The organism is Stakelama sediminis (assembly GCF_014199335.1).
GTDB classification, from domain to species: domain Bacteria; phylum Pseudomonadota; class Alphaproteobacteria; order Sphingomonadales; family Sphingomonadaceae; genus Sphingomonas; species Sphingomonas sediminis.
In genome coordinates this window covers 77,995-99,158 of record NZ_JACIJI010000008.1, presented here as the reverse complement: position 1 = coordinate 99,158, position 21,164 = coordinate 77,995, and the positions used below count along the sequence as shown (strand labels likewise).

Below are 21,164 nucleotides of genomic sequence, written 5' to 3'. Positions count from 1 at the left end.
TAGCGGCGACAAACGGAGACATGAATTGCTGGACCTAACCGCCTATCGGGGCGCTCAGCCCGTCGGTTTCCAGCCCTTTTCCTAAGCGTCCCACGACGCGGCGGCAGGGCGAAGACCGCCGCTGTCGCAGTTCGATCGATCTGACATCATCGAATTGATGCCGATGCCGTGCGCTGACTGGCGTGCGCTCGGCCCAGTGGGACGACAATGAACGAACTTAGTATCGCGCGGCGCATGTTGCGCCGCATCGGTCGCGGCATTCCCGCGTCCGCGCCGCTTGCAAAAGCGGCTGTCGAATGGGCGCAGCCGCATGCCGGCTGGCTGTTCGATATGGGGCCACAAGATCTCGCCGAACTTGCCTGGGATCAATTATTGACCGGCGTCGAGCAGACGCCGGCCAGTGATGAGTCACGCCCGCCCTGCTGCTCGCCGAGGAATTTGCTGCGCTTCTGGCGCTCGATGCATTCGATGCCGCGCTGCTGACGATCATGATCGCGTGCGATCGTCTGCCGCGTGTCGCGGCGCTTGCCGCTGTGGCGGGCCTCCATGGCCACGATCTGCCCGGCTTGCTCGGCGAACTGGCCGGTGCCGACCCGCATGACGCAGAACGTCGTGTCCGGTGCAGCACCGTGCTGCGGCTCGGTCTGGTCGGGTTTGTGGCCAATCGTCAGGGCGAGGTCACGGTCGACGTGCGTTGGGCGCTCGAACGGCTGCTCGATCGCGCGCCTGCCGCTGGGATCGCCATGATCGACACGCTGGTCGGCGTACGGCAACCGGCGTCGCTGGCGCTCGACGACTTCGCGCATATCGATGATGCCGATTTTCTGGTGCGGCTATTAGCCGGGGCAGCTCGCGAGCGGGCGGCGGGAATCAACATCCTCGTCCACGGTCCGCCCGGCACCGGCAAGACCGAATTCGCCCGCACCATCGCAGCCGCAGCCGGCATCGACCTGCACGCGATCGGCGAAGCCGACGATTGACGGCGAGGAGCCCACTCGCTGGGAACGGGTGAGCGCGCTGGGTCTGGAGCAGCGTGTACTCGGCCCGCGTGGCGGTGCGGCATTGCTGTTCGACGAGAGGGAAGACCTTATCGGCGGCGCGCGGCCCGGCGATGGCGACTGGTTCGCCAGGCACGAGGGCAGCAAGGTGTTCGTCAACCGGATGCTCGAGACCAACCCGGTACCGGTGATCTGGACGACCAACGCGATCAGCAATGTCGACGACGCCATTCTGCGGCGGATGAGCTTCGTCCTGAAGCTCGGCCTGCCACCGCGCAGCGCGGCGCTCCGGATGCTCGATCGCATCGCGCTCGACGAAAGCGTCGAGACGAGCGCCGATCTCGTTCACCTCATCGACCGGGCGCCGGAAACGGCGACGGTGTTGCGGGTCGCCGCGCGGGCGTCGCGCTTGGCCGGCCTCAACGCGGCAAGCATTCAGCCGGCGGAGTCGCTGGTTCGAGCGCTGCGCGATGGCGAGTTGCCGATCGACGGTCCTGATGCGCTCGACATTGATTTGTTCGAGACTGAACCGCCCCGGGATTGCCGGAGGCCCTAACTCCTGAGAGGAAGGGTCTACGATGAGCAAGACGACGAACAAGTTTGCACCACAGGTTCGTGAGCGGGCAGTTCGCATGGTGCTGGATCACGAGAGCGAACATCCATCCCGCTGGGCAGCGATAACATCGATAGCAGCCATGATCGACTGCTCAGGACACACGCTGCTGGAATGGGTGAAGAAGGCCGAGGTCAACAGCGGCAAGCGTGCCGGTGTGCCCACCGAGTTGGCGGAACGCCTGAAGGCGCTGGAGCGCGAGAACCGCGAGCTGCGGCAGGCCAATGAGATCCTGCGCAAGGCTTCCGCGTATTTTGCCCAGGCTGAGCTCGACCGCCCGTTCAAGCGATGACCAGCTTCATTGATGAGCATCGGAGTGAGTATGGGGTCGAGCCGATCTGCCGGGTTTTGCCGATCGCCCCATCCACCTATCATGAGCGTGTGGCACAACGTCGCGATCCGTCGCGCCTGTCGTCACGTGCTCAGCGTGACGAGGCGATGAAGCCCGAGGTTCGGCGCGTGTTCGACGCCAACTTCAAGGTCTATGGCGTGCGCAAGGTTTGGCGGCAGATGCAGCGTGAGGGCTTCGATATTGCCCGCTGCACGGTGGAACGACTGATGCGCGATCTGGGCTTGCAGGGCGTGATCCGTGGCAAGCCTGTGAAGACGACGATCAGCGACAAGGCGGCACCGTGTCCGCTCGATCAGGTCAACCGCCAGTTCCATGCTCCGGCGCCGAACATGCTGTGGGTGTCGGACTTCACCTACGTCGCGACCTGGGCGGGGTTCGTCTACGTGGCCTTCGTGATCGACGTCTACGCCCGCTATATCGTGGGCTGGCGGGTGAGCAGGACGGCGCATGCCAGCTTCGTGCTGGATGCCCTGGAGCAGGCGATCCATGATCGGCGCCCTGTCCATCGTGGTGGCCTGATCCACCACAGCGACCGCGGCAGCCAATACGTGTCGATCAAGTATACCGAGCGACTTGCCGAGGCCGGGATCGAGCCGTCGGTAGGGAGTGTTGGAGACAGCTACGACAACGCCTTGGCTGAGACAATCAACGGTCTTTACAAGGCCGAGGTCATCCACCGGCGGGGACCGTGGCGATCCTTTGAAGCCGTTGAATATGCCACGCTCGAATGGGTGGACTGGTTCAACAACCGGCGCCTCCTCGCGCCGATCGGCAATATCCCACCCGCCGAAGCCGAGGAGCGCTACTACGCCATGCTGGACGCCACTCCCATGGCAGCATAATTTAAGCCGAATGGCCTCCGGCAATCCCGGGGCGGTTCACCCGCTGAAGCCTCGCGATATCTGGGCGATCCGTTTCTATCTCGACGAACATAAACGTTTGTGCGACCGGGCCCTGTTCGATCTCGCCATCGACAGCAAATTGCGAGGCTGTGATCTGGTCAAAATCAGAATCGGCGACCTGATGAGCGCGGGATCATTTCGGGATCGCGCGAAGCGCTGATCCCGGCGACCACCGCCGCTTGATAGCCCGGCGCTGGTTCGAACGAGCAAAGCGCCCATCCCGGCGCGGCGCTGGTGAAACAGGCTGGCGCGCGAGGGTCGACCGAGACGCCGAACGAGTCGAGCGGCAGCGACAGCCCCTGGCCTAGCGCCTTCACATAGGCTTCTTTGCGCGTCCAGCAGTTGAAGAAACCGGAGACCCACAGATCGGCGGGCAGCGCGTGGAGCTCGGCTTTCTCGGCATCGGTGAACAGGCGTTCGGCGACCTTCGGGCAGGCAAGCGCAGGATCGCGGCGTTCGATGTCGCATCCGACCGGGGTGTCCGCGGTAACGACCAGTGCGAAGCCACCCGAACTCGACAGGTTGAAATGCAGGTCCGGTGCGTCGGATAGATAGAGCTTACCCATGGCATCGGCGTGGATATCGAGCGCCGCCGGGTCGCCGCCGATATGCTTCGCCAGCACCGCGCGGAGTCCGGCGCGCCGGGCGACAAAGCGGTCGCGGTCGTTGGGGCGCTGGAATCGCGCTGCGCGCGCGCGTTCTTCGTCGCTCAGCGTTGCTGCCCATACGTCAAGCGTGGCAGGTGACGCGCGCAGGTCGAGCAGCCCCGTTTGGAAGCTGCCGATATCGCTCGCGGCGAGCGCTCCCATGTCAGGCCGCCCGGGCGCGTTCCGCCCCGAGTGCGCGCTGAATCACCTCGCGCAGCCGCGCCGCCCAGATCTCGACATTAGGGGCGTCGGCCATGTCGTCATGGCTGCCGGGAATGTCGTGGATTTCGAACGGCCCGTCCGCGACCTCGCGCCATCCCGGCTCGGTGTCGAGCACGCTCAGCCGGTCCGCAGGCTGGAACAGCGCGAGCGCACCTTCGTAGCGCGGCGGAGCATAGCCATAAGCGGCGCTTTCTAGCGCCAGCGTGAAACGACGGAACTCGGCATTTTCATGCTCGGCTTCGGCAACGCCGACATCCTCGAGGACGCCCTTTGCGCGGTCGAGCGCGTAGGACAGCCGTTCTGACACGGGCAATCGGTTCCACATGCCGAGATGGTAGCGCGCCTTGGCCATGCGCATCCTGGTGCGGGTGATGCGCAGGAACGAGACCGGGTTGATCGCATGGCCGAGCGTGAGCAGCGGCACCTCCTCGCCCATCGCGCGCAGCTGGCGCGCGACTTCGTAAGCGAGGATGCCGTTGGTGCACCAGCCGCCGATCAGATATGGCCCGTGCGGACGGTGGCGGCGGATGACGGCGACGACCGCCGCGGCGATCTCCTCGAACCGGATATCGTCATGGACGATTTGGTCGAGGATCGGGCCTAGGGGCAGGCCGAAAAAGGGCCGCTCGGTGCCGAGCGCCTGCGCCAGTGCCTGAAAGCGCAGACCGCCGTCGAGCCAGATCATCGGGATGCCGTCGCCCTCGGGCTGAAGCGGGACGAAGGCGTGGAGATCGCTTTGCTCGTTGCGCGCGACGCGTTCGGCGAGCGCGCTGAGCGTCGGCGCGCGGAAGATTTCCGCCATGCCGATGCGGCGGCCCCATTCGTGCTCGATGGCGACGAGCAGCTTGGCGACAAGCAGCGAATGGCCGCCCAGTTCGAAGAAATTGTCGTCGCGACCCACCCGCTCGATGCCGAGCAGATCGCACCAAATCGCGGCGAGCCGTTCCTCGTCCTCACCCTGCGGCGGGATCAGCTCTGCTGCTGCGGTGCCGCCGGGTTTAGGCAGCGCCTTGCGGTCGATCTTGCGGTTGGGCGTCATCGGCAATTCGGCCAGCAGCTCGAAATGCGACGGGATCATATATTCTGGAAGGGTTTTGGCGAGATGCCCACGCAATTCGGCGCGGCCGGGCGTATCGCCATGCGGCACGAAATAGGCGGCAAGCGCGCGTTCACCCGACGCGTCTGGCCAGCTTCGCACGGCGGCTGCGGCAATGGCTGGGTGTTTGGCGAGCGCGCCCTCGATCTCCTCGACCGCGACGCGATAGCCGCGAATCTTCTCGTCATTGTCGACCCGGCCGAGGCAGAGCAGCGTGCCGTCGGGTCGCCATTTGGCGAGGTCGCCGGTGCGATAGAGGCGCTCGCCACGGATGGTGACGAACCGCTCGTCGGTCAGGTCCGGGCGGCCGTGATAGCACTCGGCCAGCCCGGCACCACCGATCCACAATTCGCCGATCTGGCCGATGGGCATGCGGTTGTGGTCGGGATCGAGGATGTGGATTGCCGTGTTTGCGATGGGACGGCCGATCGGGACCGGGCCATCGCCGCACTGGATACGCGCGATGGTCGACCAGATCGTGGTTTCGGTGGGGCCGTAGACGTTCCAGACTTCGCCCGAGCGCGCCAGCAGCCGCTCGGCGAGGTCGCGCGGAAAGGCTTCGCCGCCGCACAAGATGCGCAGCGCTGGATGGCCCTGCCATCCCGCTTCGACCAGCGCGCGCCAGGTTGCGGGGGTAGCCTGCATGACGCTGGGCGATGCTTCGGCCATCAGCGCGATCAGCTCACGTGGATCCTTGGTGGTATCGCGCGGGGCGAGGATCAGCTCACCGCCCGATATGAGCGGCAGGAAGAGTTCGAGCCCGGCAATGTCGAAGGATAGCGTCGTTACCGCGAGCAGCGAATCCTCGGCCGTGAAGCCGGGTTCGCGACGGAAGCTGTCGAGCAGGTTGATGAGCGCGCCGTGACTGATCTCGACGCCCTTGGGGTTGCCGGTCGAACCCGAGGTGTAGAGGACATAGGCGAGGTCGCCCGATGCGGTGTCGACTCTCGGGGCTGGCCCTTGAGCTTCGCCGATGTCGTCGACCAGCAGGCGCGGGAGCGTGCAACCGGGAAACACGTCATCAAGCGCGCGTTCGGTCAGCAGCGCGGCGGCACCGGCGTCTCCGACGATGTAATCGAGCCGCGCTGCGGGAAAATCGGGATCGAGCGGGAGATATGCGGCGCCGATGCGGTGCACCGCGATCAACGCCGCGACCATGTCCGGCGAGCGGTTGAGGCAGAGGCCTATGAGGTCGCCCGTGCCGAGGCCCGCACCGCGCAGCGCGGCGGCGATGGCGTCGGCGCGCGCGTCGAGCGCGGCATAGCTGAGACTTTCGCCGCCGAAGCGGATCGCAGGGCTGTCGGGCCGCGCCTTGGCCTGTTCGCGGATCGCCTGGGGCAGCAGATGATCGGGCGCAGGCGCGGCGGTGTCGTTCCACTCGCTCGCCAGCCGGTCCTCCTCGGCCTCGCCCAGCAACGGCATATCGCGGATCAAGCAGTCGGGATCGTCCGCCGCGCGTGCGACGATGCTCAGCCAGTGGCCGATCATTCGGCGGATGGTGGCGGCGTCGAACAATTCGGTCGAATAGAGGAAACGCCCGAGCATCCCGTCGGGCCGCTCGTCGAGTTCGAGATAGAGGTCGAATTTCGCGCCGCCGACGACCACGTCCATCTGGGTCAGGTCCCAGCCGTCAGGGAAAGGGTCGACGGGCGGCTCGATCGAAAACAGGCAGTTGAACAGCGGGTGGGTGCCCGGCTCGCGCTTGACGTCGAGTGCGCGGACGACCTCGTCGAACGGCGCTTCGCTAGCGCCCAGCGCCCCCAGCACGCTGTCGCGCACTTCGTTCAGGAAGTCGCGGAATTTCATATCGCCGCGAGGGCGTGCGCGCAGCGCGATGGTGTTGAGGAAATAGCCGACGACGCGCTCCAGTTCGGGGCGCCGCCGCAGGTCGGTGACGCCGCCGACGATGATGTCCTCTTCGCCCGAATAGCGGTGCAGCAGCACATGATAGGCGGCCAGCAGCAGCATATAGGGAGTCATCCCGGTGCGGCGGCTGGTCGCGTCGACCCGTTCGATGAGGTCGAGCGGGATGAAGAAGGTTTCCATCGATCCGGCATGGGTCGGACGCGCGGGCTTCACCCGGTCGCCGGTCAGTTCGAGCTTCGGCGGCGCATCGGCCAGCGTCTTGCGCCAATAGTCGATCTGACGCTGGACCGGTGGCGACTGGAGATGCGTCTGCTGCCAGAGCGCATAATCGCCATATTGCAGCGTCGGTTCGGGCAGTGGCGAAGGCTTGCCCGCGGCGAAGGCTTCGTAGAGCGCGGCGAGTTCCGGCACGATCACGCGATAGATCGAAACACCGTCGAAAATGATGTGGTGAAGGGTGAAATAGAGCCGGTGGTTATCCTCAGCCAGCTTGACGATCCGCGCGCGGAAAAGCGGCGCTTCGATCAGGTCGATGGCGCGCTTGGCGTCGTCGCTGCCGATCTCCAGCGCGGCTGCGTCGCGCTCGGCCTCGGGCAGGTGGCTGACATCGTCGAACGGCAGGTCGATGTCGCGATGCTCGCGCACGCGCTGTACCAGAACGCCGTCTTCCTCGAAAAAGCCGGTCCGCCATGCCTCGTGCCGACGCAGTATCTCGTTGACCGCCCGCGCCATCGCCGCGCGATCGAAGCTGCCGAAACGGTGGATGGTGATCGATTCATTATAAAGCGGCATGTCCGGCGCCATGATCGCGTGGAGCCACACCTGACGCTGGTCGGCCGATAGGGGGATGACCGCCTCCGGGTCGCGCGGTTCGATCTGCTGTGGCTTGGCAGCGTTCGCCCCGCCGCCGCGCATCATCTTTTCGAGCAGCGCGCGTTTCGAATCGCTCAGATTGACTTGCGCATTCACGCCGCCCGCTCCCGAAAAGCGATGGGAAGCGCCTTCAGCCCGCGCAATCCAGAATTGGTGCGCCATTCGAGATTGTCCGAGGTGACGCGAAGGTCCTCAAGCCGATTGAGCAGCGCTGTATAGGCGATCCGCCCCTCCATCCGCGCCAGTGCCGCCCCGAAGCAGAAATGCGCCGCCCAGCCGAAGGCGAGATGGCGGTTGTCGGTGCGCGTCAGATCGAGCGTATCGGGATCGGCGAAACGGTCGGGATCGCGATTGGCGGCGGCCATGATCGCCATCACCGCCTCACCCTTGCGGATCGTCTGCCCGCCCATTTCCAGATCATGGCGTGCAATTCTTGCCGTGTGCTGGCTGGGCGTTTCAAAGCGCAGCATTTCCTCGATCGCGCTCTGAATGATGTCGGGATTGTCACGGAATTGAGCCAGCTTGTCGGGCTGCCGCGTGAGCGTCAGGATGCCGCTGCCGATCAGGTTCGTCGTCGTTTCCTGTCCGCCGACCATCGTGACGATGGTATTGGCGATGACCTCTTCTTCCGACAGGCGCTGACCATCGACTTCGGCGTCCATCAGTGAGCGGATCAGGCCGTCGCGCGGGTTTCGCTCCTGCTCGCGCACCGCATCGCGGAAATAGCCGGTCATGTCGGCGACGCATTGCAGCACGCCGTGGATGCGGTCCGGGTTGTGCTGAAAGTTGCCGAGCATCTCCGCGAAGGTTGCAGACCATGCCTTTAGCTGCCGGTGATCCTCGAGCGGAACGCCGAGCAGCCCGGCGGTAACGATCGCGGGGAACGGCTCTGCGAAATCGGCTATCAGGTCCATCTCGCCCCGCGCCATCTGGGCATCGATCAGCGAATGGGCGATCTCATGGATCTTGCCTTCCATTGCGTCGACCCGGCGCGGCGTGAAGGCACTCATGCAGAGCTTGCGAAGTCGCGTATGGGCGGGCGCATCAAGGAACAACATCTGCCGCGCCATCAGATCGGCGACGGGGCCAAGCGAAGGCAGACCCAGTGCCTCCATCTTCTTGGGATCGGGCGTGCGGTCGGCGGAAAATTCCTTCAGCACGACCATCACGTCGTCATAACGGCTGACGACCCAGGTGTGCATGAACGGGTCCCACATCACCGGCGCTTCCTCGCGCAGGCGTTTGTAGAAGGGATAGGGATCGGCGTGGACCGCCGGGTCGAGCAGCTGAAACAGGCTCAATCCGGGGTCGAAGGGCGCGACCTTCGGATGTGCGGGACTGTTCATGGAAACCCCCTTTGTGTCAGCCCCCGGTGCCGCTGGCACGTGCCTCGGCCTCGTCGTCGCTCATCGATTCGATCATCGCGATCAGCATTTCCTCGATCCGCAGGGCGAGTTGGCGGATGGTCGGCGCCTGGAACAGGTCGCGAAGCTGAAGCTCAACTCCGAAGGCATCACTCGCGCGCAAGACGACCTGCGTCCCGAGCAACGAATGACCGCCGAGCAGGAAGAAATTGTCGTCGATGCCCACGCCGCCGCGACCGAGCACGCCCTCAAGGATTTCGGTGAGCTTCGCTTCCGCCGGCGTTTCCGACGCCGCGAAATCGGCGCTGTCGAACGCATTGTCATCACCCGGCTCGGGCAGCGCCTTCCTGTCGAGCTTGCCGTTGGCGGTGAGCGGCAGCGAGTCCATCCGCACGAACGCGCTGGGGATCATATATTCGGGCAACGTCTCGCCGAGATATTTGCGAAGCGCCTCGGCCGAAACCTCCTCGTCCGCGACGATATAGCCGACGAGCATGTCGCCGCCGTCCGCCGCAGGCGCCGCGACAACCGCAGCGGAACGCACCGCCGGATGCTCGCGGATGATGCTCGCGGTTTCTTCAGGCTCGACGCGGTGGCCGCGCACCTTCGCCTGATCATCGACCCGGCCGTGAAAGGTGAACTGCCCATCGTCGCGGCAGGCGCCGATGTCGCCGGTGCGATAGAAGCGCTCGCCCTCGATGGTGACGAACCGCTCGGCGGTGAGGTCGGGCTGACCGCGATAGCCGCGCGCGACCTGCGGCCCGCCGATGAAGATCTCGCCCTGCGCGCCGATTTCGACCGGCTTTCCGTCCTTGTCGAGGATGCGGATCACGGTCTGGCCGATCGGTCGTCCGATCGGGGGCAGGCCCGATCCGTCGCCCCCCGGTGGCGTCATCGCCGAGGTCGAAACCACGGTGCATTCGGTCGGGCCGTAATTGTTGATAAGTTGAAAAGAGAGGTTCGGCGCTGGCCGGTCGACCAGCCGGTCGGCACCCGTCAGCAGATAGCGGAAGCCGCTTCCCCGTGCCCAATCGTCGCGAATCAAATCCTGCGCAAGCTGGGTCGGAACGAAGGCGACCGTCACGCCCTGCACCAGCAGCCATGCGCGCAGCAGCGAGTCCGAGGTGCGTACCTCTTCCGGCGCGAGCACTACGGAGGCACCGGCGGCCAGATACGGCCACACTTCCCACACTGCGGCGTCGAAGCCGAGCCCGGCAAGATGGCTGCCGCGATCCCTGGCGGTCACGCCGAACGCATTATTATGCCAGGCGACAAGGTGCGACAGGTTGGCTTGCGTAATCTCGACGCCCTTGGGTTTCCCGGTCGTGCCCGAGGTATAGATGACATAGGCGAGGGGATCGGGGTCCATCGGAATCGCCGGTACACCGGAGGCTTTTTCCACTGCATCCCAATCGAGCAGCTTAACGTTGACATCGGCACCACTCAGCCGGCCGACAGTGTCGGCTCGCCCGAGGATAAGTGCGCATTCCGCCTCCCGCGCGATCATACGCAGCCGAGCGTCGGGCCACGCAGGATCGAGCGGCAGGTACGAGGCACCCGCTTTCCATGCGGCCAATGCCGCTATGATCTGATCGAAGGACCGCTCCAGACACAACCCGAGGAGCGCACCCGAGCGAACCCCCTGGCCACCCAGCCAATTCGCCAGTTGATCGGCGCTCCGATTCAGTTCATCGTAAGCAAGCGTGCCACAATCAGCAACTAGTGCAGGTCGTCCAGGACCCGCTGCTGCATGCGCAGCAATTGCCTCCGCGACAGACGATGGCATGTGCCGGTCAAAGGGGGCGTCCATGACTTTAGCCTTCGAAGTTTTCCACACCCCGCATTATCCGCGCATATCAGTTTATATTTGGTTAGAAATCGCCATATTGTTTCTAACGAAAGAATAACGGTTGGGATTCCGTCTCAGCTGTCTATGCAACGATATTATATCGCTCTGACGCGCTTTCCTGTTTGTTACCAGTCAGAGATGGAATCCGAAGAATACAGTAGATAGCCGATAATCCAACCGATCAGCGGCACAAGCGCGACGGCCAATTCGGCCGCGACTATATATTGAGGGATCAAGGAAAAATTCCTGTTCTGAAGGAAAGGGATGGGAAAGTCGGCGTTGCTATTTTGTCGAGCCGCGTTCGTGCCAGATTCGATCCTGCTCGGCTCGTTTCAGCCGCCACGCCGCTTCACGTCGCTGCTTTTTACGCCGATTGAGTGCCCAGAAGATCGCGGATGCGACGAGAATGAGCCCGGCAAGAATGATGAGCCCCGTCAGGAGGTGATCTCTGGCGAATGCGGAATAGGTGGCCATGCCGGATCGTCCGTATGTAAGCGGGAGCATGCCGTCTCCCAGCCACCAGCGCGCCTACGGTTCGATCAGGTGATACCGCTCCGTAGCACGGCTCCATGTCAGACCTTGCACGGTAAATGCTCCCTTATCCGTCGAAGCGCGGCGGACCCTTACTGAACGGCGCGGTCCAAATCCCGTTTGCCAACCGCCCCCCGAACCCGTAGATATGGGCGGCGCGATACCGCGCCCGGCGAGACCGCATCGATTTCATATGGCTGACAATTTGCCCGACGCCGTGCCCGGCGATACTGCCGATCGGCTTGCGGCGCTGGCGCGCTATCGCATCCTCGACACACCGCGCGAAAAGAGTTTCGACGATATCGCCGCGCTCGCCGCACAGATTTGCGAGACGCCGATCGCCGTCGTCAATCTGATCGACAAGGAGCGACAATGGTTCAAGGCCGAGGTCGGCCTCGGCATCGACGGTACCCCGCTCGAAACCAGTTTCTGCGTCCATGCCTTGCTCGAAGACGATTTCCTGCTCGTTCCGGACGCGAACAAGGATGCGCGCTTCGCGTGCAACCCGCTGGTCACTGGAGAACCGGGGCTGCGCTTCTATGCTGGCGCGTTGTTGAAGACGACCGAAGGCCACGCGATCGGCACGTTGTGCGTGCTCGATGTGTTACCTCGGACGTTGGATGACGACCAGCAGACCGCGCTTAGGCGGCTCGCCGGGCAAGTGATGGCGCAGCTCGAATTGCGGCTCGCGCTGGCCGAGCGCGAGCGAATCAACGTCGAGCTGGAACGCGACGCCCGGTTTCGCGAGCTGAGCCGTACGTGGGACGTCACTCCCGACATCATGGGCGTGCTCAACGATGACGGCATCTTCGAACGCTCCAATCCGGCCTGGCAGCAGGTGCTGGGCCTGTCCGAAGAAACGGTCTCGACCACCCCGATCTTCGAGCTGATGCACCCCGACGACGTCGCGCGTGCGCTCAACGCTTTTGCGACGGTGAAACGTGGCGAGCCGGTGCTGCGCTTCGAGAACCGCTATCGCCACGGCGTGGATGGCGGCTATCGCTGGCTGTCCTGGGTGGTCGTGCCCGAGGGCAACAAGTATTACGCTTCGGCGCGCGAGATTACCGCTGACAAGGCGCGTGCCGCTGCGCTCGAAACCGCCGTCGCCGAGCGGCAGGATGCGTGGAATGCGTCGCCCGACCTCCTCGCGGTGGCGGATTTCCAAGGCGTCCTGCGCGAGGTCAATCCGGCCTGGACCGCCGTGCTCGGCTGGCAGGCGATCGACCTTGTCGATCATCCCTTCGCCGAACTGACCCACCCCGACGATCTGGAAGAGGCGCTCGCCGTGTTTGCCGGCGTCATCGAGGCGCCGCTGATCGACCCATTCGAATTCAGGTTGCGCGATCACGATGGCGAATACCGCTGGTTCGCCTGGACCGCAGCCGCACGCGACGGTCGCGTCTACGCCAGCGGGCGCGATGTCACGCATCGCAAGGAACAGGCAGCGGTACTGCTCGAGACCGAGGAGGCGCTGCGCCAAAGCCAGAAGCTCGAAGCAATCGGACAGCTCACCGGCGGTGTCGCGCACGACTTCAACAATCTGCTGACGGTGATCCGCGGCTCGGTCGACATGCTGCGTCGCGGAGAGATCAGCGACGACCGTCGGACGCGCTATATCGAGGCAATTTCGACCACGGTCGATCGGGCGACACGGCTCACTAGTCAGTTGCTCGCCTTTGCGCGGCGGCAGGCGCTGAAGCCCGAAGCGTTCGATGTCGGACGCAACATGACCGGATTGCGCGAGATGGTGAGCACGTTAGCCGGCTCGCGCATAAAGATCGACGTCGATCTCGACGAAGCGCCTTGCCGCGTGCGCGCGGACCCCAGCCAGTTCGATACCGCGATCGTCAATCTGGCCGTAAACGCACGTGATGCGATGGCCGGCGAAGGCGCGTTGTCGATCACCGTTCGCCGCGTGGATCATGTGCCTGCGATCCGCGCGCATGCTCTGATCGATGGCGACTATGTCGCGATCAGCGTGGCAGACAGCGGGACGGGCATCGCGCTCGAACAGCTCGATCAGATTTTCGAACCCTTCTTTACGACCAAGGATATTGGCCAGGGAACGGGGCTCGGCCTGTCGCAGGTTTTCGGCTTCGTTAAGCAATCGGGCGGCGAAGTCGACGTCCGCAGCGAAGTGGGGCACGGCTCATGCTTCACCATTTACCTGCCGCGCATCGACGATAGCGAATGTGTTCGGGCGCCACATGGGGCCGATGAACATGAAACTGGTCCTGCCAGCGGGGACGGCAAGTGCGTGCTCGTCGTCGAGGACAATGCCGAGGTCGGCGACTTCGCCGTTCAGGCGCTCGCCGAACTCGGATACGAAGCGGTGCCGGTCGACAATGCTGCCAAGGCGCTGAACCTTCTGGAGACGCGTGCCGACCGGTTCGACGTCGTCTTTTCCGACGTCATGATGGCGGGCATGACCGGTATCGACCTCGCTAGGCAGATCAGACGAGAATTTCCCGCGGTGCCGGTCGTTCTCGCTTCCGGCTACAGCAGCGTCATCGCGCAGGAGGGGCATGACGGCTTCGAACTGCTGGCCAAGCCGTATTCGATCGAAGAACTCTCCTTCGTCCTGAGCAAGGCCGCAGCCGGCCCAAACTCCAGGTGAAGTCAAAGTAGACCGCGACTTATTTTCGGCGCGGCGACATTTTCGCGCCTGAAAGCATTAAGCTAACCTTGAGGTAGCTGTCTGCTGGCCGGCAAGGCCGCGGAGAACGGGGATTTATCCCGCCCTTCGTCCCGGTTTCCTGAAGGGTGATCCATGGCGGATCACTGCGACTGCGCGGGCGAGGAAATCCTCTGTTCTCGTCCCTGAACGCCGCAACCAGGGGCGCTGGGCTCTCATCAATGGAAATCCATGACATGTCTCCCCGTCGCCGAGTCCTCGTCGTAGAGGATGAGCCATTTGTGAGGTTGGCTGCCGCCATGCTAGCGGAGGAGCACGGCTTTCAAGTCCACGAAGCTACCGACGCCGACGAGGCAATCGCAATTCTAAAACAGGAAGTCGGCATCGGAATTGTGTTTACCGACATTCAGATGGTCGGCAATATGGATGGGCTCGCCCTGGCCGCCTATGCCCACGATGGCCCCCACTCAAGTTCATTATCGTATCCGGTGACCATTTGCCACGCGCCGAGGACATGCCGGATGGCGCCCAATTTTTCGCCAAGCCCTACGATGAACGGGCTGTAGCCAAAGCGCTCGTAGCGCTGGGCTGACTTCACCCTGTTAAAAAAGCGGGCACAGCGTGGAGTGATCTAAATCAGGATGTCGAGGCCGCCAACGCGGCAAGGCTTTTTCCCATTCGTAATCGCCACCGGCGCTCTGCAAGGGGGGTAAGGGCTCTCGTAAAGCTATCGCGCGTCGCCGAAGAGCGAACTAACGAAATCACACGTCAAGCGGGACTAGCGCGACGGCCCCGTGTGCGGGTCTGCGGCGGCACACGTCCGCCGTCGCCATCCCCGCTTCCTGCTCCTTCAAAATCCCGATGATCTGCTCTTCATTAAACTTGCTGTGCTTCATTCCGTCCGGCTCCTTCGTGTCGGACTCTGCTCAAAATCGGTCGCATTTCAGGGGAGCACGTCACAGAATTTGCAATGCCAGGGCTGGTTATCATCGATTGCCGCACCATATTGGGCTTATCGCGCTATTCGTCCCGGGCAAGAGCGTGACTGAGAGACCCGTGCTCCCGCTATGATGCGGAGCGGTCGATGTCCAAATCACATCCTATTGAAAAAACGTCCGAGGTTGTCCGCGATCGGTTTGCGTCCCGCTCGAGGCGGCTTGGGGCCGCGCTGGCGTGCGCAAGTTCGTCGTCAGGGTTCGAGCTATCGATCGAAAACAGCCTAAGGAACCTTCATGTCGAACGATAAGCGCCGCGGAAATCGCGAAACCCGAAAACCCAAAAAGGCCCGGCCGCCCAAGCCGAACGCGTCCAATCCCTCGGTGAAGGGTATTGGACCGTCGAGCCCGGCGAAGAAGAACTAGTTTCCTTCTTTTACGCGCCGGACGGCGTGGACGAGAGAAAGCGACGATCAAAGTCACACGGGAGTTTCGATATGCAGCCATCTTTGACCCTATGCCGAACACAGGAAGCGCGCCAACGGGCGATCGCAACCGCGGCGTCCTTGGATAATGTCAGAGCGATCGCTGACGCTGCTGCGCAGGCGTGGGCGAAAGAAGCGCTTGATGCAGAGCGGCGGGAAAACCGAAAGTTTCGGGCTGTCGAGACTGATCAGGTGCGCGCGCTAAACCCGGGATTGCCCGATCTCGACAGGCTTTTAAGCGAAAACCCCGATCGTTTCCCTGCAGACGAGGACGACGGCGGAGTGTCGCTCGGTTTTTAGAATCGCTGGACTTGCAGCATCGACCATTTGTTGCAGCCTCAGGCTAATCGATTGAAGCCTGCGATAGGCGGCTGCCAATGATCCGGCCTGGAGGTCTCCCATTGATAACGCCGCGCAGGATTTCCGGGCGCCCCTGCGGTTGTTCGATCGTCATGACTTGCCTGGTTTGGAAAATCCAATGATATCGAGCGCTAATGACGTCGCCGACAACGCCCCTCCCGGCTTGGCAAAGCCCCATGGCTCACCCGCAGCGGCGGCACCGCTTGCCCATCCGGTGAAGCCAATTTTTTCTGAAGATCGCTGGGATAATGAGGGCGGCTCCATCGGCACCGATACAACCATCAATGGCGCCCCCAGCCGGCAGCAACCGAAATTTGATGCTGGGGCTTCAGATGTTTCGCGCATGGCACGAGAACTAAGGATGGATTACGCGGCGGGGCGTGTAGGCTTGAACCACAATACCTACGAGCACCGCTCGCGACTGGTGCGTCAGGCGACTGAGCGGGAAGCCATGCGTCGCAAATAGATTAAAACATGCCGAGCCTTATCCGCGTTAGCTGATCCGGGGACTGGCCCCGGATCGGCTTTGGCGCGCGTTTAGCGGTTTGCGCCTTTACCAAGCAACAACGGCATATTGGCTTTGGAAACAGTTTCGCTCGTTCTGATATTGCTGTTTGCCGTCGTAGTCAGTTCGGCGATCACCCGGGCCTTGCCGATCGCAATACCTGCGCCGATCGCGCAGATCGCAACCGGCGTCATCATCGGGTTGTTCGGTGCCATTCGGGTGACCCTCGATCCGGAACTGCTATTTTACCTTCTGCTACCCCCGCTATTGTTTCTCGACGGTTGGCGCTTGCCCAAGGATTCGCTGTTTCGTGATTCGAAGCTCGTCCTTGAACTCGCGCTCGCGCTGGTGATCTTCACGGTTTTCGGCATCGGCTATCTCATCCACTGGATGATTCCCGTGATGCCGCTGCCCGTGGCATTTGCGCTGGGCGCCGTCCTCTCGCCAACCGATCCGATTGCCGTTTCGTCGATCACCGCACGGTCACCAATACCACCGCGCATGATGCGGATATTGGAACGGGAATCCTTGCTCAACGACGCTTCCGGTCTGGTGTGTTTGCGATTTGCCGTGGCCACGGCAATGACAGGGGCATTTGTTCTCCACGAAGCCGCGTTGCAATTCGTCTGGATGGGCGGCGCCGGGCTCGCTATCGGCATCCTCATGACCCTCATTACCATGCGGGCCAAAGAATGGTTTACAGACCAGTTCGGCGAAGAAAGCGGACCGCAGATCGTGGTCAGTCTGTTGATTCCGTTCGGCGCCTACATCCTTGCCGAGAAGGTGGAAGCGTCGGGCATTATTGCAGCGGTCGCTGCCGGCCTAACCATGACCTTCTCTCAGGCGAGCCGACAAAGCCTTCCTGCCACCCGAATGCGTCAGAATTCGGTTTGGGACGCGCTCCAGTTCGTCGGGCACGGCATCATATTCGTGCTACTCGGCGAACAGTTGCCGAATATCGTCGCGAATGCGGAACGAACGGTGGCATCGGCGGGCCACCCCGGCTTGTGGTGGCTTGCGATTTACGTCTTCGCCGTCACCGGAGCCCTGATGATCCTCCGCTTTGCATGGGTGTGGACATCGCTGAAGCTGACACCGCTGCGTGGCGGGATAGATGACGGTGTGCGTAGCGCCGATCTCAAGCTGGTCGCCGCGTTCGCGGTCGCAGGTGTCCGGGGAGCCATAACGCTTGCAGGCATCCTGACATTGCCGATCCTGCTTGGCGATGGCACCTCGTTTCCGGCACGCGACCTTGCGATCTTCATCGCCGCCGGGGTGATCCTGTTGTCGCTGTGCATCGCTTCGGTCGCGTTGCCGATGCTGTTGCGAGGCCTGGAAATTCCGGGAAAGCCGGCCGAAATAATTGCCGAGGACCGCGCGCGCATCGCATTGGCCACCGTAGCGTTGGCGACTATCAACGAGATACGGGACCGTTATTCCATGGAAGAACGCGATCATGGCGAGCGTGATCGGGCGACCGGCAGGATCGCCGACATCTACCGGGAAATCATCGCCGCCAGGTCGCATTCTGGCGCGGCTGCATCGGAAGAGCGTAGCCTTGAACAGGTCGGCAGAGAAGTCAGGCTCGCAGCGGTAAAAGCGCAGAGAACAGAGCTAACCCGTCTGATGAAATCGCGCGAAATAAGCAGCGACCTGATGAGCAAATTACTGCGCGAACTCGATCTGCTTGAGTTGCACTATCGCGCTTGATCGGTGGGATCGCGCACCCGCCGATAATGATGTGCGCCCTCGCACGCAGGGGGAAGGCTTGAAAGATGCGTGTCGCGATGCCGGATGGAGAAACAGGTTGCAAATGGCCCGAACTATAGCGGTATCGGTTTCCGACGGAGATCGCTCAACAGGACCGCTGCTTGGCCGCATGACGCAGGTTCGCGGTACCTTCCAGATGAACTACACGCTCGAGATCGACACGATCGAGGATGCGGATTTCTTGGTGCTGACGGCGCTGGCGATGTCAGGGGGCTTGGCGTCGATTACGATTGATGGAAAGACGTTTACGCGCGGACACGTGTCCGAGATCACCTACACCGCCCATCCTCGTTCGGTTCGTATCGTCATGACCGGGCCGCCGCTCGTGTAAACAGCTGGCGAGCCCGTCGAGCGAAACCGGAGCGAGTGTCGGCCGATTGAGGCCAGTCCTGACGAAGGATTTCCCAAAGCGCTCAACTTACCCTATGGTAGGAACATCGTCGGCACGTCGTCCGTAGGCGCCGACGGCTGAGAGACAATCGCGCTCCCGCTTACGTTGGTGGGTCGCGTCGTGTCTTTATCCAACCCATTCCGCAAGCGACCGTCCACCGCTTTGGTGACACAGGACCTTGTGTGCCGATCGTCCGAACTCTCGGGAACGGTTTGTTTTTTCAACGGCGCGGCAGGCTTCGGGCTTATCACGCCGGATCGTGGCGGCGGCGACGCGTTCGTGCATGTCTCCGCGATCAACGCATCCGGCCTGACCCGCCTGAGCCGGAACGAACGGGTGCGCTATGTCCTTCGCACCGACTCCCGCGGCCAAACATGCGCGCACGACCTGGTCTTGCTGGATGGATGAAGGGGTCGCGCGCGCCCTCCATACACTTTTGCGAGGCGCTGATTTTCTGGGGTCCGGTTTGTGGTTCCCGTCCGGCGCTGGCCCATCTCCGGTCCGTCACATCAACGGCCGTTGCCGTGCTCGCGTGATCGGAAACGGTCTGCGCGAGCTGGATCGTTTTTTGAACGTGCTGCTGGACGAAACCATGACTTTACATCGGCTAAGGGCACGCCCCGATCAGAAGAACACCGCCAACAAATGGAGCGCATTCCAGCACTGGCGTGGTGCGCCGCTTTCGCACGACAAGCGACTCCGGGCGCTGGGCCGTTCCCGCAACTGCCTGTTCTACTGTGGTGGCTACATCACCCGCGGCGATAGCCGCTCTACGCGGTTCTTCACCGCCGGCTGGCCCGAAGCTGAAGCCGGCAGCGGCAGATTGCGAGAGTTCGTGATTGGCGAATTTCTTGACATCTCGGTGGCCGAACTAGCCGAAACTTGCGCATTCTATCGGCTGGTTGCCACCGACTTGTTTGGTGAACTCTCAGGAAATCGCCCCCGACCTTGTCGGATATAAGGAACAGATCGATGACGAAGAATATGGCATTTCGCGCGAACCGGACGCGTCCGCCCGCCGATCAACAGGAACGTCAGAGCCGTATCGCCCGCACCGCGTGGCTTACGCTGCCTGACCGAACCATGGCGGTGGCGTTTCTCAACGAGTATCACGACACTCTGGGCGCGAGGCCGATTGACCTTGCCATCGAAAGCGAGGAGGGCCTGCGCGCCGTGGAACGCGTTATCCGGAATTTCGGCGAAAGCGAAGCGGGATATGGCAAAGGCCGCGATCGCGACCGAGTGACGGGTGCGGCGCCGGCGTCAAATTTGTCGGACGCCCTCAAGCAGCACGGCATCGACCTGTTCCCCATGCAGCACCGAGATATCGCCGGTGGTTTCGAGGACAACCGCCCGAACGCGTGACAGTTGCAGGGCATTTGCTTCGCGCAGTTTCGCGACGACGTCGCTTCGCGAAACACGGCTGATCTTCAGGGCCTTTTCGATGAACTCCCCGTCGCGCATCAGCAGCAGCGGTTCGTTTTCCAAGCCATTATGCACACTCTTGGAAGACTTCCGCCCGAACGCGAGACCCATTTGTGCCACCAGCAGCGCGGCGATCGCTATCATCGCCTGAACAAAAGCGGACCATGAGGAAGCCGTGGCAGCGCTGGCGAGGCATGATCCGGTGGCCAGCGTGACGACGAAATCGAATGCGGTCATTTTTGAAAACGTCCGCAGCCCGATAAGCCGGACGACGATTATGACCCATGCCAGCCCGACAAGGGTCAATGAAAGACCGCGCAGTGCGGCATCGGACAGTGGATCGAGAGCGAACATCCCCCATGATGGACCATGCCCATCAGGTAGGCGAACGAAATCGAAGCGGTCGCTCACGCGTTCCAGCCCCATGTCAGTTAGCGGGGTACGGCCGGTCATAGGCACTCGCCAATACCGTTCCGGCCGCAACAGCGACATCGACCTGCATGTCGACGAAATCGTCGGGAGCGCCTGTATATTGGCCCTGAACCGGCGGTATCTGAGTGATGTTGCGTGCCACGGCGACAGGGATCAGGCCAGCGCCACCCATTCGCCCATGAGTCGGATCGAAGGGTATCCAACCGGCGCAAGGTAGATAGACTTCTGCCCAGGCATGGGTTGAGCCATGCTGGATGGTGTCATTGCCAGAGCCGTCCTGGACTGCGTGCAGATAGCCGGAAACAGCGCGCGCGCCGAAGCCGAGATCGCGCACTGCCTCGATAAACAGCGTCGCCAGATCGCGGCACGAGCCGCTAGCCGATCGGATGGTTTCGGCGGGTGTTTGCGTGCCCTCCTCCTCGCGGCTAATATATCCATGTCGAGAGTAGACCTGCACATTTATCGCCTTGAGCAACGACAGCGTGTCGGCGGGAGCGCTCGGTCGAAATTCCGCCAGCCACCTCCGCAAAATGCCTGCTTCAGCATCATGTTGCGGTTCACGCAGCGCGCCCAGATCGACCACATCTTCGTTCGAATAGCTGAAGGGGAAGGAATGTGCTGAGGGCGCAATGCGGAAAATGGGCCATGCCGTGGCCGACTGCTCGACGACCATTCGACTTTCGATAATCAATGTTTCGACATCTTCCGAAAAGCTGGCGGTCGCAATCAGGTTACCGAAAACGTCCTGAGTCCATTCGATATGCGCTGGCGGCGTGCAACTAATCAGGGTCGTCAGCAGCCGCAGGTCATGCTGCCCCCTCGGACAGAGCATCATGCGGTGGGGCTGCAACGTAACCGGCCGCGCATAGCGGTAAACCGTGCGATGACAGATGGTGAGCAGCATGTCTGGCTC

The 21,164-nt window shown here is 62.6% G+C and carries 20 protein-coding genes, 2 pseudogenes and 1 other annotated feature; of the genes and pseudogenes, 14 read left to right on the top strand and 8 right to left on the bottom strand.

The window, feature by feature from the left end; translation table 11 throughout:
* Window positions 1–234 precede the first annotated feature (234 nt).
* From FHR23_RS15110 to FHR23_RS16640, 5 genes and pseudogenes are all read left to right on the top strand, one after another.
* Entirely contained in the window at window positions 235–483 is a 249-nt protein-coding gene (locus FHR23_RS15110) for a hypothetical protein (RefSeq protein WP_184005643.1), read from the top strand.
* A gap of 5 nt (window positions 484–488) precedes the next feature.
* Window positions 489–980: an AAA family ATPase gene (locus FHR23_RS15105; RefSeq protein WP_184005642.1), complete on the top strand. Its 492-nt coding sequence runs from the start codon at window positions 489–491 to the stop codon at window positions 978–980.
* Window positions 981–1,008: 28 nt separating this feature from the next.
* Window positions 1,009–1,554: an ATP-binding protein gene (locus tag FHR23_RS15100; RefSeq protein ID WP_184005640.1), complete on the top strand. Its 546-nt coding sequence runs from the start codon at window positions 1,009–1,011 to the stop codon at window positions 1,552–1,554.
* Window positions 1,555–1,576: 22 nt separating this feature from the next.
* Window positions 1,577–2,805, top strand: a protein-coding gene (locus FHR23_RS15095; protein WP_425506377.1) for an IS3 family transposase whose coding sequence is annotated in 2 segments (ribosomal slippage) — window positions 1,577–1,877 and window positions 1,877–2,805 — 1,230 coding nt in all. Because the reading frame shifts where the segments join, the coding sequence is not laid out codon by codon here.
* Window positions 1,858–1,974, top strand: a sequence feature (AL1L pseudoknot). (Overlaps the previous gene by 117 nt.)
* Before the next feature lie 10 nt (window positions 2,806–2,815).
* Window positions 2,816–3,016: pseudogene (locus FHR23_RS16640) on the top strand (integrase); the annotation flags it as partial.
* On the opposite strand, the gene FHR23_RS15090 reads toward FHR23_RS16640, so the two are convergent.
* The 5 genes from FHR23_RS15090 to FHR23_RS15070 form a co-directional block, all read right to left on the bottom strand.
* Window positions 2,970–3,431, bottom strand: a complete 462-nt coding sequence (locus tag FHR23_RS15090) for a 4'-phosphopantetheinyl transferase family protein (RefSeq protein ID WP_246359939.1) — start codon at window positions 3,429–3,431, stop codon at window positions 2,970–2,972. The pseudogene FHR23_RS16640 and the gene FHR23_RS15090 sit on opposite strands and share 47 nt — an antisense overlap.
* A 244-nt stretch (window positions 3,432–3,675) precedes the next feature.
* A complete protein-coding gene (locus tag FHR23_RS15085; protein ID WP_184005635.1) occupies window positions 3,676–7,731 on the bottom strand; it encodes a non-ribosomal peptide synthetase in 4,056 nt (1,351 codons plus the stop codon).
* Entirely contained in the window at window positions 7,662–8,915 is a 1,254-nt protein-coding gene (locus tag FHR23_RS15080; protein ID WP_184005634.1) for a cytochrome P450, read from the bottom strand. Before FHR23_RS15080 ends, FHR23_RS15085 begins: the two co-directional genes overlap by 70 nt.
* A 16-nt stretch (window positions 8,916–8,931) precedes the next feature.
* Entirely contained in the window at window positions 8,932–10,719 is a 1,788-nt protein-coding gene (locus FHR23_RS15075) for a non-ribosomal peptide synthetase (RefSeq protein ID WP_246359938.1), read from the bottom strand.
* A 345-nt stretch (window positions 10,720–11,064) separates the two neighbouring features.
* Entirely contained in the window at window positions 11,065–11,256 is a 192-nt protein-coding gene (locus tag FHR23_RS15070; RefSeq protein WP_184005630.1) for a hypothetical protein, read from the bottom strand.
* A gap of 250 nt (window positions 11,257–11,506) precedes the next feature.
* On the opposite strand from FHR23_RS15070, the gene FHR23_RS15065 reads away from it, so the two are divergent.
* Together FHR23_RS15065 and FHR23_RS15060 are read left to right on the top strand one after the other, a co-directional pair.
* Entirely contained in the window at window positions 11,507–13,930 is a 2,424-nt protein-coding gene (locus FHR23_RS15065) for a PAS domain S-box protein (protein WP_184005628.1), read from the top strand.
* 239 nt (window positions 13,931–14,169) lie between these two features.
* A complete protein-coding gene (locus tag FHR23_RS15060) occupies window positions 14,170–14,514 on the top strand; it encodes a response regulator (protein WP_246359932.1) in 345 nt (114 codons plus the stop codon).
* Window positions 14,515–14,754: 240 nt separating this feature from the next.
* Here FHR23_RS15060 and FHR23_RS16475 read toward each other — a convergent pair.
* Window positions 14,755–14,844, bottom strand: a pseudogene (locus FHR23_RS16475) (transposase); the annotation flags it as partial.
* A 536-nt stretch (window positions 14,845–15,380) separates the two neighbouring features.
* Here FHR23_RS16475 and FHR23_RS15055 point away from each other — a divergent pair.
* The 7 genes from FHR23_RS15055 to FHR23_RS15025 all read left to right on the top strand — a co-directional run bounded on the left by FHR23_RS15055 (window position 15,381) and on the right by FHR23_RS15025 (window position 19,759).
* Window positions 15,381–15,668 (top strand): hypothetical protein, encoded by a 288-nt coding sequence (locus tag FHR23_RS15055; RefSeq protein ID WP_221227565.1) that lies wholly within the window; start codon window positions 15,381–15,383, stop codon window positions 15,666–15,668.
* Window positions 15,669–15,807: 139 nt separating this feature from the next.
* Window positions 15,808–16,194 (top strand): hypothetical protein, encoded by a 387-nt coding sequence (locus tag FHR23_RS15050; RefSeq protein WP_184005624.1) that lies wholly within the window; start codon window positions 15,808–15,810, stop codon window positions 16,192–16,194.
* A 114-nt stretch (window positions 16,195–16,308) separates the two neighbouring features.
* Entirely contained in the window at window positions 16,309–17,943 is a 1,635-nt protein-coding gene (locus FHR23_RS15045) for a Na+/H+ antiporter (protein ID WP_184005672.1), read from the top strand.
* A gap of 103 nt (window positions 17,944–18,046) precedes the next feature.
* Window positions 18,047–18,334, top strand: a complete 288-nt coding sequence (locus FHR23_RS15040; RefSeq protein ID WP_184005621.1) for a hypothetical protein — start codon at window positions 18,047–18,049, stop codon at window positions 18,332–18,334.
* A 180-nt stretch (window positions 18,335–18,514) separates the two neighbouring features.
* Window positions 18,515–18,802 carry a cold-shock protein gene (locus FHR23_RS15035; RefSeq protein WP_343043181.1) on the top strand — a complete coding sequence of 96 codons (288 nt, stop codon included), beginning with the start codon at window positions 18,515–18,517 and terminating at the stop codon, window positions 18,800–18,802.
* A complete protein-coding gene (locus FHR23_RS15030) occupies window positions 18,795–19,355 on the top strand; it encodes a hypothetical protein (protein ID WP_221227564.1) in 561 nt (186 codons plus the stop codon). Before FHR23_RS15035 ends, FHR23_RS15030 begins: the two co-directional genes overlap by 8 nt.
* A gap of 23 nt (window positions 19,356–19,378) precedes the next feature.
* Window positions 19,379–19,759 carry a hypothetical protein gene (locus FHR23_RS15025; protein WP_184005617.1) on the top strand — a complete coding sequence of 127 codons (381 nt, stop codon included), beginning with the start codon at window positions 19,379–19,381 and terminating at the stop codon, window positions 19,757–19,759.
* On the opposite strand, the gene FHR23_RS15020 is transcribed toward FHR23_RS15025, so the two are convergent.
* Together FHR23_RS15020 and FHR23_RS15015 are read right to left on the bottom strand one after the other, a co-directional pair.
* A complete protein-coding gene (locus FHR23_RS15020) occupies window positions 19,658–20,272 on the bottom strand; it encodes a DUF421 domain-containing protein (protein ID WP_246359931.1) in 615 nt (204 codons plus the stop codon). The two genes, FHR23_RS15025 and FHR23_RS15020, sit on opposite strands and share 102 nt — an antisense overlap.
* Window positions 20,247–21,155, bottom strand: a complete 909-nt coding sequence (locus tag FHR23_RS15015; protein WP_184005615.1) for a transglutaminase family protein — start codon at window positions 21,153–21,155, stop codon at window positions 20,247–20,249. The genes FHR23_RS15020 and FHR23_RS15015 overlap by 26 nt, the downstream gene beginning before the upstream one ends.
* Window positions 21,156–21,164 lie beyond the last annotated feature (9 nt).